We start from the raw sequence: 11495 nt of genomic DNA, 5'->3' as shown, positions 1-11495 counted from the left end.
AAATTATGCCGACGATAAGCCAATTGGTGCGCGAAAGCCGAGAAAAACAACGCCGCAAAAACACTGCGCCCGCATTGCAGGGTTGTCCGCAAAAACGCGGCGTCTGTACGCGCGTTTATACTTCGACTCCGAAGAAACCGAACTCGGCGCTGCGTAAAGTCGCCCGTGTGCGGTTGACCAACGGCATCGAAGTGACCTCGTACATTCCCGGCGTGGGTCATAACCTGCAAGAGCATTCGGTGGTGTTGATTCGCGGCGGCCGCGTCAAGGATCTGCCTGGTGTGCGATATCACATCGTGCGCGGCACCTTGGATTCGATCGGCGTACAAGAAAGGCGTCAGAGCCGCTCTAAATACGGAGCGAAGCGACCGAAGTAAAAAATTATGCCGCGCAAAGGTGAAGTAAGAAAACGCGAAATATTGCCTGACCCGAAGTACGGGGACAAGGTTGTAGCGAAGTTCGTCAATACGATCATGAGCCATGGCGAGAAGAGCACGGCGGAAGCGATTCTCTATCGCTCGATGGAGATCGTCACGGCGAAGACCAAAGAAGAGTCGTTGGGCGTTTTCAAGCGCGCCATCGAGAACACCCGGCCGACGGTCGAGGTGCGCTCCCGCCGGGTCGGCGGCGCGACCTATCAGGTGCCGGTGGAAGTACGGCCCCAGCGCCGGCTTTCGTTGAGCATGCGCTGGCTCATCGACGCGGCACGGCGGCGTGCCGAGAAATCGATGGAAGAAAAGTTGGCGGCGGAGATTATCGACGCGGCGAACAATCGCGGCACGGCAATCAAGAAAAAGGAAGATACCCATCGAATGGCGGAAGCCAATCGGGCTTTTGCGCATTATCGTTGGTAACATAACAGCTTATTCAAAGCTGGCTCAAAGGAGGCGGTCCGACCGCCTCCTTTTTTTCCAGCGCAGATTAAAATGCCAAGAACATCACCCCTAGATAAGACCCGCAACATCGGGATCATGGCGCATATCGATGCGGGTAAAACCACGACCACGGAGCGCATCCTTTACTACACCGGAATCAACTATAAGATCGGTGAAGTGCATGAGGGGACCGCGACCATGGACTGGATGGTGCAGGAGCAGGAACGCGGCATCACGATTACCTCGGCGGCGACCACCTGTTTTTGGCGCGATCATCGGGTCAACATTATCGATACCCCTGGCCATGTCGATTTTACCATCGAAGTCGAACGGTCCTTGCGCGTGCTCGACGGTGCGGTGGCGGTGTTTTGTTCGGTCGGCGGTGTCGAACCGCAGACTGAAACGGTTTGGCGCCAGGCGGATAAATATGGCGTCCCGCGTTTGGCTTTTGTCAACAAGATGGACCGGCTCGGCGCGGATTTTTTCCGCGTCGTTAAGATGATTCAGGATCGCTTAGGCGCGCGCCCCGTGGTCATGCAGTTGCCAATCGGCGCCGAGGATAAATTCGCCGGTGTGGTCGATCTCGTCACGATGAAAGCGGTTGTCTGGGAAGATGAAAGTCTTGGCGCGAAATTCCATGAAGAGGAAATCCCCGCCGATCTCCAGGATCAAGCCGAAGAATATCGGGAAAAAGTGCTCGAAGCGGCGGCCGATGGCGACGAAGCGATCATGGAGAAGTATCTCGAGGGCAAAGAGATCTCGGAAGCTGAACTGCGCAAGGGTATTCGCGGTGCGACTCTAGCTCTCAAGATAGTGCCGGTGGTTTGCGGAACCGCGTTTCGCAATAAGGGCGTTCAACCAATGCTTGACGCGGTGGTGGACTACTTACCGTCCCCGCTCGACGTTCCGCCGATCAAAGGGGTTGAGCCGGGAACGGATAAGGCCGACGCGCGACCGGCCAGCGATGACGCGCCGTTTTCCGCTTTGGCTTTTAAAATCATGACCGATCCTTTCGTCGGTACGTTGACTTTTTTTCGGGTCTATTCCGGTTCCCTCGCTTCCGGCGCGAGCATTTACAATTCGACCAAGAGCAAACGCGAACGGGTTGGCCGCTTGCTCAAGATGCACGCCAACAAGCGCGAAGAGATTAAAGAGGTTTACGCCGGCGATATCGCCGCCGCGGTGGGTCTAAGAACTGCCACTACGGGCGATACGATATGCGACGAAGATGAGCCGATCGTGCTTGAGTCGATCGATTTTCCCGATCCGGTTATTTCCATCGCTATTGAACCGAAGAGCAAAGCGGACCAAGAGAAACTCGGCTTGTCTTTGCAGAAGCTTGCCACTGAAGATCCGTCTTTTAGGGTTCGGAGCGATGAAGAAACCGGCCAAACGATTATTTCCGGCATGGGCGAGCTGCATCTAGAAATCATCGTCGATCGTTTGTTGCGCGAGTTCAGTGTCGGTGCCAACGTCGGTAAGCCCCAGGTGGCGTACCGCGAGACGGTGCGTAAGCTGGTCGAGCAACAGGGTAAGTTCATTCGTCAAACCGGTGGCCGTGGGCAATACGGCGATGTTTGGATCAAGCTCGAACCGAATAAACCGGGCGGCGGTTTCGAATTCGTCGATGCCGTCAAGGGCGGTGCGATTCCGCGTGAATATATTCCCGCCGTGGAAAAAGGGATTAAGGAAGCCACCGAGAACGGCGTCATTGCTGGTTACCCGATGGTCGATGTTAAAGTTACCTTGTTCGATGGCAGTTATCATGACGTCGACTCTTCTGAAATCGCCTTTAAGATCGCCGGCTCCATGGCCTTCAAGCAAGCTGCGCGCAAGGCCAGTCCAGTGCTGCTCGAACCGATCATGTCGGTCGAGGTGGTCGTGCCGGAAGCTTTTATGGGCGACGTGATCGGCGATTTGAGTTCTCGGCGCGGCAAGGTTTTGGGCATGGACACACGCCCAGCGGCCCAGGCGATCGATGCCCGGGTACCGTTGGCGCAGATGTTTGGTTATTCCACAGATCTACGTTCGATGTCCCAAGGAAGAGCGACATACACGATGCAATTTTCCCATTATGAACCGGTTCCAGCGGCGGTTGCTGAAGGAATTATCGCCAAGTTTGATGGCAAGTCGGACGATGAAGTATGAATGAGAAAATTAGAATTCGGCTCAAGGCCTATGACCACCGCGTGCTCGATCAATCGGTGGGTGAGATTGTTGAAACGGTCAGGCGCACTGGCGGCCGAGTGGCGGGGCCGATCCCGTTGCCGACGCGAATCGAAAGATTCACCGTCAATCGCTCGCCCCACGTTGACAAAAAATCGCGCGATCAGTTTGAGATCCGCACGCATAAACGGTTGCTCGATATTCTCGAACCGACCCAACAGACCATCGACGCGTTGGGCAAACTCGATATCGCCGCGGGAGTGGATGTAGAGATCAAGCTTCAGTAGTGGGTAACTAGCTCAACGACTGACGCAGTTTGGAATTTTACTATGACAGGGCTGATTGGCAAGAAAATAGGCATGATGCAGTACTACAACGCCGAGGGGAATGTGATTCCCGTCACGGTGGTGGAAGCCGGCCCCTGCGTGGTGGTGCAAAAGAAACAGGTCGCCACCGACGGTTACACGGCGCTGCAAATCGGTTTCGGCACCAAGAAGGCGCAGCGGGTGAACAAGGCCGAGCAAGGCCATATGGCCAAGGCCGGCAAGGGCGCGTTTCAGGTGCTGCGCGAGTTTCGCCTCGACGATGTCTCGCAGTACGAAGTCGGCCAGCAGATCAACGCCGGCGATATTTTTAAAGTCGGCGACATGATCGATGTCTCGGGCATTGCCAAAGGCCACGGCTTCACCGGCGTCATCAAGCGTTGGTCGTTTGCCGGATTTCCCGGTTCTCATGGTACCCACGAATATTTCCGTCACGGCGGCTCCATCGGTAACCGTTCCTATCCCGGCCGTGTGCGCAAGGGAAAAAAGATGGCCGGTCATTGGGGCAACGAGCAGATCTCGACGCAGAATCTTCTGGTCGTCGACATTCGTGCCGAACAGAATTTGCTGTTCGTGCGCGGCGCGGTGCCGGGTTCCAAGCAGGGTGTGGTGATATTGCACCCGGCCGTGAAAGGCTAATCGTAAAGGTAATAGTGATGGACGTTCACGTTATACAACCGAAGCTCAATGAAACCATTTTTGGCGCTAGGACGCGGGCGCCCTTGCTGCACCAAATGGTGCTGATGCAGCTGGCCAATCGGCGCTCCGGCAGCGCCGCCACTAAGACCAAGGGGTTCGTGCGCGGCGGCGGCAAGAAGCCGTGGAAGCAAAAGGGCACGGGTCGCGCCCGTTCCGGCAGCATTCGCTCGCCTATATGGGTTGGCGGCGGCACGGTATTCGGCCCGACGCCGCGGGATTATTCCTATCGCATGCCGCGCACCGCGCGGCGCGAAGCTTTGCTGTCGGCGTTGAGCACGAAAAACCGCGACGGCAAACTGATCGTCGTCGATAAGTTCGAGCTCGAAGCGGCCAAGACCAAGATGATGGTGCAGGCGTTGGCCGAGCTGAAAGTTACCAGCGCGGTGATTGTCGTCGCTACCGAGGACGCCAAGATCGAACGCTCGGCGCGCAATTTACCGAAGATCAAAGTGCTGCGCGTAGCGGGTTTGAATGTTTACGATCTATTGCGTTACGAACACTTGATCTTGACCGAAGGCGCGCTCAAGTTGATGGAAGAGAGGTTGGCTGCATGAAGGGGCCGCGAGATATTATTCAAGCGCCGTTGATCTCGGAAAAAGGCACGGCATTGGCCGAGAGCGCCAATCAATTTTTATTCAAAGTTCGGCCCGACGCCAACAAGATCGAAGTCAAGCACGCCGTCGAGACGCTGTTCAAAGTCAAGGTCCTCGATGTGCGCATGGCGCGCTATCTCGGCAAAGTGCGCCGAGTCGGCCGCAGCATGGGCCGCCGTTCCGATTGGAAGAAGGCCTATGTGACGCTCAAAGCGGGCGACAAGATCGATTATTTTGGCGGCGCATAGACGAAGGATTTAGAAAGAACGGATCATGGGAATTAGAACTTACCGTCCGACCTCAGCGGGCATGCGCTTTCGCACCGGGCTGACCTTCGACGAAGTGACCAAGGGTCAGCCGGAAAAAGCTTTGACCGAACCGCTGCACAAAAGTGGCGGGCGCAATAACACCGGCCGGGTCACCAGCGATCATCGCGGCGGCGGTCATAAGCGGGTTTACCGCGTGATCGATTTCAAGCGCAACAAGCTCAACGTGCCGGCCAAGGTTGAGGCGATCGAGTACGATCCCAATCGCTCGGCGCGCATCGCGCTGCTCTGTTACGTCGACGGCGAACGGCGCTATATTCTCGCTCCCGAACGGCTGGTGGTGGGCGCGACGGTGATCGCTGGCGATGACAACATCGATATTCAACCGGGAAACTCACTGCCGCTTAAATTTATTCCCGTCGGCACGACCATTCACAACGTCGAACTTAAGATCGGCAAGGGCGGGCAAATGGTGCGCAGCGCCGGTTTGGGTGCGCAGCTGATGGCCAAAGAAGGATCCTACGCATTGCTCAAGTTGCCTTCCGGCGAGTTACGCCGAGTGTTGGCCGAATGCCGCGCTACGGTTGGCCAGGTTGGCAACGCCGATCAAGAAAATATTTCTTGGGGTAAGGCTGGGCGCATGCGTTGGCTCGGCTTTCGCGGCGCCACCCGCGGTATCGCCAAGAACCCTGTGGATCATCCTCATGGCGGCGGCGAAGGCCGTTCCAAGGGCAATCATCCGATGACTCCTTGGGGCAAGCCGACCAAGGGATATAAGACCAGAAAGAACCATACGTCGGATCAATATATCGTGGCACGAAGGAAGGGCCGCTAACCATGGCACGTTCGGTTAAAAAGGGACCTTTCATAGACGAGCATTTGATTAAAAAAGTCATCGCCATGGCGGAATCGCGCCAGCGCCAAGTGATTCGCACCTGGTCGCGCCGTTCGACGGTGACGCCGGAGATGGTTGGTTTGACCATCGGCGTTCATAACGGCCGCAAGTTCATTCCGGTGTTCGTCAGCGAAAACATGGTCGGCCACAAGCTCGGCGAATTTTCCCCGACGAGAACTTTTTATGCTCATTCGGGGGATCGTAAATCGGACGCCAAAGAGAGTAGCGGTGGGGCGCCACGGGCCGCGCCAGCGGCAGCGAAAAAATAGTTATTAACTCGATTCGATAACACCAAGCTGAATAGATTATGGAAACACGCGCGACTACAAAATACATTCCGGTCTCGCCGCAGAAGGTTCGCTTAGTGGTGGACCAGATTCGCGGTAAGGGCGTCGAGGAAGCGCTGAATATTCTCAAGTTCATCCCCAAGCGCTCGGCGAGCATGGTTGCCAAGACCGTGCGCACGGCGGTGGCCAATGCAGAGAATACCCAAAGCGTCGATGTCGATCGGCTGTACGTCAAGCAGGCCAAGGTAGACGGCGCCGGTATGCTCAAACGTTTCATGCCGCGAGCCCAGGGCCGGGCCACCAGCATTCGCAAACGCTTGAGCCATGTGACGATTGTCGTTGACGAAGCCGAGGATAGGAGCTAAGGGCTGATGGGTCAAAAAATACATCCAAAATTTTTTCGTCTCGGCGTCATCGAAACCTGGGATTCGAAATGGTTCGCGCGCCATGACTACCCTAAGTTGTTGCACGAGGATCTTCGCATCACGGCTTTTCTAAAAAAGCGGCTTTATCACGCCGGCATTTCGCGCATTGAGATCGAGCGGGCGGCCAACAAGGCCAAGATCAACATTCACACCGCGCGCCCCGGCATCGTCATCGGCAAGAAGGGCGCCGAAATCGAAAAGCTCAAAGAAGAGATCACCAAGCTGACGCACCGGGAAACATACATCAACATTCACGAAGTGCGCCGGCCCGATCTCGATGCTCAATTGTCGTCGGAAAATGTCGCCTTGCAGCTCGAACGGCGGGTGGCCTTTCGTCGGGCGATGAAAGAGACCGTGTCGCGGGCCATGCGCATGGGCGCCCAGGGCGTCAAGATTCAATGCGCCGGCCGTCTCGGCGGTTCGGAAATCGCTCGCACCGAATGGTACCGCGAGGGACGCGTACCGCTGCATACATTGCGCGCCGACGTCAATTTCGGTTTTGCCGAAGCGCACACGACTTACGGCATCATCGGCGTCAAGGTTTGGATTTTCCGCGGTGAAGTTTTGACCGCCGAAGAAGAACAGCAGAAAGCGATGATGGGTGGCTGATCGGCAAGTCGCGATCGGCTAACGGCAACATTTGATTGAATTACCATGCTTGAACCGAGAAAAGTAAAATATCGTAAGCTGCAAAAGGGCCGGCGCCGGGGCACGGCGCATCGTGGGTCGACCTTGGCCTTCGGCGACTACGGCTTGAAGGCGTTGGGACGCGGCTGGATGAGCGCCCGAGAGATCGAAGCGGCCCGTGTCGCGCTGACCCGCTATCTCAAACGCGGCGGCAAGGTTTGGATTCGGATTTTCCCCGACAAACCGCTCACCAAGAAGGCGCTCGAAACCCGCATGGGTAAAGGTAAGGGCGCCACGGAGATGTGGGTCGCGGTGGTGCAGCCGGGACGAATCCTGTTCGAAATGGAAGGCGTCGAAGGCGCCCTCGCTAAAGAGGCGTTCCGTTTGGCGGCGCATAAATTATCGATCCCGACGATGATGATCGAGCGACGGGGGTTGGTCCATGGAAGCTAAAAAGCTGCGCGAGCTGAGCGACGATGATTTGGCCGCGAAACGCAATTCATTGCGCGAGGAGATCGGCCACTTGAACCTCAAGCGCGCCACCAACCGTTTGGAAAATCCCATGTCGCTCAAGGCGACCAAGCGGGATTTGGCCCGAGTCGAAACCTTGCTGCGCGAGAAGGCGCTGCGGAGTAAGAAAGGCTAAGCATGGAAAGCAGAGGGCTAAGAAAAGAACGCAGCGGCTTGGTGGTCAGCGACAAAATGGATAAGACCGTGGTGGTCTCCATCGAACGGCGGGTGCTCCATCCGCGCTATAAAAAAGTCTTGAAACGACGCACTAAAGTTAAGGCCCATGACGAGACCAACCAGTGTCATGTCGGCGACCGAGTGGTGATCGTTGAAAGCCGGCCCCTCAGCCGCGACAAGCGTTGGCGGGTTAGCAAAATCGTCGAGCGGGCGAAGGGCGGGACACCGTTGGCGGAGGCCCGCGCTTAGATTTTCAAGTGAAGGCGGGTGAGGTGGATTTATGATTCAAGCGCTGACAAATTTAGATGTCGCCGATAATTCCGGCGCGCGCCGGGTGCAGTGCATCAAAGTGCTTGGGGGCAGCAAACGCAAGTACGCTTCCATCGGCGATATCATCGTCGTGGCGGTGAAAGAGGCGATCCCCAATGCCAAGGTTAAAAAAGGCGATGTCACCAAGGCCGTGGTGGTGCGTACGGCGAAGGAAATCGGCCGGCCGGACGGGACTTATATTCGCTTCGACGTCAATTCGGCGGTCTTGATCGATAATCAAAAGGAACCTATCGGGACGCGTATTTTTGGCCCGGTGGCACGCGAACTCCGGGGCAAGAAGTTTATGAAAATCATTTCGCTGGCGCCGGAAGTTTTATAGCAGAAAAGATTGGGGAGAAGCCGCTCGTGCAGATTCGAAAAAACGACAGCGTGATGGTGATTGCCGGCAAGGAACGGGGCAAAACCGGCAAGATCCTGCGGGTAATGCCGGCAGAGAATGCTGTCATCATCGAGAGAACCAACATGGTCAAGCGCCACACCAAGCCGCGCGGCCCGCAGCAGCCCGGCGGTATCGTCGAGAAGGAAGCGAGCATCGATGCTTCCAACATCATGATCATGTGCGGCAAGTGTAACGCGCCGGTGCGAATCGGCCACAAAACTTTGACCGATGGAAAAAAAATTCGCATTTGCCGGCGCTGCAGCGAAGCGTTGGACTAAATGAACTGGGACGATTGAAACGACCATGGCACGATTAAAAACCAAATATGACAGCGACGTGGTGCCAGCCATGATGAAGGAGTTCGGTTACAAGAACTCCATGCAGGTGCCTCGGCTGGAGAAAATCACGCTCAACGTCGGCGTCGGCGAAGCCACGCAAAATGCCAAAGCGATCGACGCGACGGTGGTCGAGGTGACCGCCATCGCGGGCCAAAAGCCGGTGGTGACCAAAGCCAAGAAGGCGATCGCCAACTTCAAGCTGCGCGAGGGCGTACCGATCGGCGTCATGGTGACCCTGCGGCGGTCGCGTATGTATGAGTTCATGGATCGGTTGATTCATGTGGCGCTTCCCCGGGTGCGCGATTTCAAGGGCATCTCGGATAAGTCCTTTGACGGCCGGGGCAACTATTCGCTCGGCTTGCGCGAGCAAATTATTTTTCCTGAGATCCACGCCGACAAGGTGGAAAAGGCTCGGGGCATGACGATAACGTTAACGACGACGGCTAAGACGGACCAGGAAGGGCGGCTGCTGCTCAAACTGATGGGGATGCCGTTCATCAGTCGGTAGATAGGGAGAACTCCATTGGCCAAAACATGCTTGCGAATCAAGGCAGCGTTGCCGAACAAGTTCAAAGTGCGGGAATACAACCGTTGTCCGCTTTGCGGCCGGGCTCGAGCCTTTTACCGGCGCTTTCGCATGTGCCGGCTTTGCCTGCGCGATCACGCGCGCAAAGGGCATATCCCCGGACTGATCAAGGCTAGTTGGTAGGCGGAGAAAATATCATGGGAATGACCGATCCAATCGCGGACATGTTGACTCGAATTCGTAACGCCTCGAGCGCGCGCCATCAAAAGGTCGCCGTGCCGTGGTCGCGTTTGAAGGAAAGCATCGTCAAGGTATTAATCGACGAAGGTTACTTGAAGGACCAGAAAAAAGTGAAAGCGGCGTTGGGCTTTGGCGACGAGTTGATCATTCAACTCAAGTTCGACCGCGAGAACAAGCCGATTATCGGCGGCATCAAGCGAATGAGCACGCCGGGACGGCGGGTTTACGTCGGCGCCGACACGGTGACGCCGATTCGTAAAGGTTTGGGCATCAATATTTTGTCGACACCCAAGGGAATTCTCGTCGACCGTAACGCACAGAAAGCGAACGTCGGCGGCGAGCTGATTTGCTCGGTCTGGTAGTCGGCATCGAGGTGTAATTTGTCACGTATCGGAAAACTACCCGTAACCATCCCGGCCGGCGTTAAGGTTGCAGTCGACGCCGGCGCAGTGCGCTTCGAAGGGCCCAAGGGAAAACTCCAAGCACCAATTCCCGCCGGCGTGCAGGTCAAGGTGGACGGCAATACGCTTCACGTTCAACGCGACAACGAGCAGCGCAAGGTGCGCGCGCTCCATGGCTTGACCCGTAAGCTGATCGCCAACATGGCGCAGGGCGTGAGTGTCGGCTTTAGCCGGGTGCTCGATATCAACGGCGTCGGTTACCGCGCCGAAGTGAAGGGCCAGGAAATTCACATGACATTGGGCTACTCCCATCCAGTGGTATTTCCTCTGCCCCAGGGCGTGGCCGCGGCGGTGGAACGGCAGATCATCATTACTCTGAGCGGCGCCGATCGCCAATTACTCGGTGAGATGGCGGCGAAGCTTCGCAGCCTGCGGCCGCCGGAACCGTATAAGGGCAAAGGCATTAAGTATCGCGAAGAGTTTATCAAGCGCAAAGCCGGTAAGGCGGTCGGCTCGGCGGGCGCAAAGTAGATCATTGAGGTCGACAGATGGCGAATAAACGAGTGGATATTGCGAGGCGGCGGCGTCAGGAGCGCGTCCGCAAAAAAGTTGTCGGCAGCGATGCGCGGCCGCGGATTTGTGTGTTTCGCAGCAATAAGCATATTTACGCGCAAGTCATTTCCGACAATCAAGGCAAGACACTGGCAGCGGTCTCGACCCTCACGGGTGAGCTCGCCGAGGCGGTCAAGCAGAGCAAGGGCGTCGGCACCGCCAAACAAGTCGGCTTAGCGCTGGCCAAGGCCTGTAAAGAAAAAAATATTACCCAAGTAGTTTTCGACCGTAACGGTTTTCTCTACCACGGCCGGGTAAAGGCAGTGGCGGACGGCGCCCGCGAGGGCGGGTTGGAATTTTAGTCCAGTATTGAAACGAGAGGTCACTTTGGAACGAATCGATCCCCAGGGATTAGAGCTAAAAGAAAAGGTCGTTAACATCGCCCGGGTGGCCAAGGTGGTTAAGGGCGGGCGCCGGTTTAGCTTTAGCGCGTTGATCGTCGTTGGCGATAGCCACTCGGTGGTCGGCTACGGCATGGGCAAGGCGAAGGAAGTGCCGGAAGCGATTCGCAAAGGACTCGAACAGGCTAAGAAGAGTTTGATTCGGGTGCCGGTGATCAATGGCACGATTCCCTTCGAAGTGATCGGCCGCTACGGCGCCGGTTACGTCATTCTCAAGCCGGCCTCGGACGGTACCGGCGTAATCGCCGGCGGCGGCGTGCGCGCGGTGGTGGAAGCTTCGGGCATTCAAAACGTTTTAACCAAATGTCTCGGTTCCAATAATCCCCATAACATGGTCAAGGCGACCATCGAGGCGTTGCGCGAACTGCGTTCTCCCGAAGAGATCGCCGATCGGCGCGGTAAAACCCTCGCGGAGATTCGTTAAT

General features: G+C 56.6%; 22 protein-coding genes. All 22 read left to right on the top strand.

The window, feature by feature from the left end; genetic code table 11:
* Positions 1 to 5 precede the first annotated feature (5 nt).
* The 22 genes from EXR70_03200 (at position 6) to EXR70_03095 (ending at position 11494) form a co-directional block, all read left to right on the top strand.
* On the top strand, positions 6 to 377 hold the full coding sequence (locus tag EXR70_03200; GenBank protein MSP37490.1) for a 30S ribosomal protein S12: 372 nt from the start codon (positions 6 to 8) through the stop codon (positions 375 to 377).
* Between the two features lie 6 nt (positions 378 to 383).
* Positions 384 to 854, top strand: coding sequence for a 30S ribosomal protein S7 (locus EXR70_03195; protein ID MSP37489.1), 471 nt, complete (start codon positions 384 to 386; stop codon positions 852 to 854).
* Positions 855 to 926: 72 nt separating this feature from the next.
* Positions 927 to 3023, top strand: coding sequence for an elongation factor G (fusA, locus tag EXR70_03190; GenBank protein ID MSP37488.1), 2097 nt, complete (start codon positions 927 to 929; stop codon positions 3021 to 3023).
* Positions 3020 to 3328 (top strand): 30S ribosomal protein S10, encoded by a 309-nt coding sequence (locus EXR70_03185; GenBank protein MSP37487.1) that lies wholly within the window; start codon positions 3020 to 3022, stop codon positions 3326 to 3328. The genes fusA and EXR70_03185 overlap by 4 nt, the downstream gene beginning before the upstream one ends.
* Positions 3329 to 3370: 42 nt before the next feature.
* Positions 3371 to 4003, top strand: coding sequence for a 50S ribosomal protein L3 (locus EXR70_03180; GenBank protein MSP37486.1), 633 nt, complete (start codon positions 3371 to 3373; stop codon positions 4001 to 4003).
* Positions 4004 to 4020: 17 nt separating this feature from the next.
* A complete protein-coding gene (locus EXR70_03175) occupies positions 4021 to 4617 on the top strand; it encodes a 50S ribosomal protein L4 (GenBank protein MSP37485.1) in 597 nt (198 codons plus the stop codon).
* Positions 4614 to 4904 (top strand): 50S ribosomal protein L23, encoded by a 291-nt coding sequence (locus tag EXR70_03170; GenBank protein MSP37484.1) that lies wholly within the window; start codon positions 4614 to 4616, stop codon positions 4902 to 4904. The genes EXR70_03175 and EXR70_03170 overlap by 4 nt, the downstream gene beginning before the upstream one ends.
* A gap of 25 nt (positions 4905 to 4929) precedes the next feature.
* The gene (locus EXR70_03165; protein ID MSP37483.1) at positions 4930 to 5757 is read left to right on the top strand and encodes a 50S ribosomal protein L2; all 828 of its coding nucleotides are present in this window, start codon (positions 4930 to 4932) and stop codon (positions 5755 to 5757) included.
* Positions 5758 to 5759: 2 nt separating this feature from the next.
* Positions 5760 to 6086, top strand: coding sequence for a 30S ribosomal protein S19 (locus EXR70_03160; GenBank protein MSP37482.1), 327 nt, complete (start codon positions 5760 to 5762; stop codon positions 6084 to 6086).
* Positions 6087 to 6124: 38 nt separating this feature from the next.
* Positions 6125 to 6469, top strand: a complete 345-nt coding sequence (locus EXR70_03155; GenBank protein MSP37481.1) for a 50S ribosomal protein L22 — start codon at positions 6125 to 6127, stop codon at positions 6467 to 6469.
* A gap of 6 nt (positions 6470 to 6475) precedes the next feature.
* Positions 6476 to 7138 (top strand): 30S ribosomal protein S3, encoded by a 663-nt coding sequence (locus EXR70_03150; GenBank protein ID MSP37480.1) that lies wholly within the window; start codon positions 6476 to 6478, stop codon positions 7136 to 7138.
* A 45-nt stretch (positions 7139 to 7183) separates the two neighbouring features.
* Complete coding sequence (locus EXR70_03145; GenBank protein MSP37479.1) at positions 7184 to 7609, top strand: 50S ribosomal protein L16; 426 nt, start codon at positions 7184 to 7186, stop codon at positions 7607 to 7609.
* Complete coding sequence (rpmC, locus tag EXR70_03140; protein MSP37478.1) at positions 7599 to 7802, top strand: 50S ribosomal protein L29; 204 nt, start codon at positions 7599 to 7601, stop codon at positions 7800 to 7802. Before EXR70_03145 ends, rpmC begins: the two co-directional genes overlap by 11 nt.
* 2 nt (positions 7803 to 7804) lie before the next feature.
* A complete protein-coding gene (locus tag EXR70_03135) occupies positions 7805 to 8092 on the top strand; it encodes a 30S ribosomal protein S17 (GenBank protein ID MSP37477.1) in 288 nt (95 codons plus the stop codon).
* Between the two features lie 31 nt (positions 8093 to 8123).
* On the top strand, positions 8124 to 8492 hold the full coding sequence (locus EXR70_03130; GenBank protein ID MSP37476.1) for a 50S ribosomal protein L14: 369 nt from the start codon (positions 8124 to 8126) through the stop codon (positions 8490 to 8492).
* A gap of 53 nt (positions 8493 to 8545) precedes the next feature.
* Complete coding sequence (locus tag EXR70_03125; GenBank protein MSP37475.1) at positions 8546 to 8830, top strand: 50S ribosomal protein L24; 285 nt, start codon at positions 8546 to 8548, stop codon at positions 8828 to 8830.
* Between the two features lie 25 nt (positions 8831 to 8855).
* Positions 8856 to 9398 (top strand): 50S ribosomal protein L5, encoded by a 543-nt coding sequence (locus EXR70_03120; protein ID MSP37474.1) that lies wholly within the window; start codon positions 8856 to 8858, stop codon positions 9396 to 9398.
* Between the two features lie 15 nt (positions 9399 to 9413).
* Positions 9414 to 9599 (top strand): type Z 30S ribosomal protein S14, encoded by a 186-nt coding sequence (locus tag EXR70_03115; GenBank protein MSP37473.1) that lies wholly within the window; start codon positions 9414 to 9416, stop codon positions 9597 to 9599.
* A gap of 14 nt (positions 9600 to 9613) precedes the next feature.
* A complete protein-coding gene (locus EXR70_03110) occupies positions 9614 to 10018 on the top strand; it encodes a 30S ribosomal protein S8 (protein ID MSP37472.1) in 405 nt (134 codons plus the stop codon).
* A gap of 18 nt (positions 10019 to 10036) precedes the next feature.
* Entirely contained in the window at positions 10037 to 10588 is a 552-nt protein-coding gene (locus tag EXR70_03105) for a 50S ribosomal protein L6 (GenBank protein ID MSP37471.1), read from the top strand.
* A 17-nt stretch (positions 10589 to 10605) separates the two neighbouring features.
* Complete coding sequence (locus tag EXR70_03100; GenBank protein ID MSP37470.1) at positions 10606 to 10971, top strand: 50S ribosomal protein L18; 366 nt, start codon at positions 10606 to 10608, stop codon at positions 10969 to 10971.
* A gap of 25 nt (positions 10972 to 10996) precedes the next feature.
* Positions 10997 to 11494, top strand: coding sequence for a 30S ribosomal protein S5 (locus tag EXR70_03095; protein ID MSP37469.1), 498 nt, complete (start codon positions 10997 to 10999; stop codon positions 11492 to 11494).
* The last annotated feature ends 1 nt before the right edge of the window (position 11495 follow it).

The organism is Deltaproteobacteria bacterium (assembly GCA_009692615.1).
Taxonomy (GTDB): domain Bacteria; phylum Desulfobacterota; class Binatia; order UBA9968; family UBA9968; genus DP-20.
Note: the sequence above shows the minus strand (reverse complement) of the source record. Positions and strands in the feature narration are given on the sequence as shown.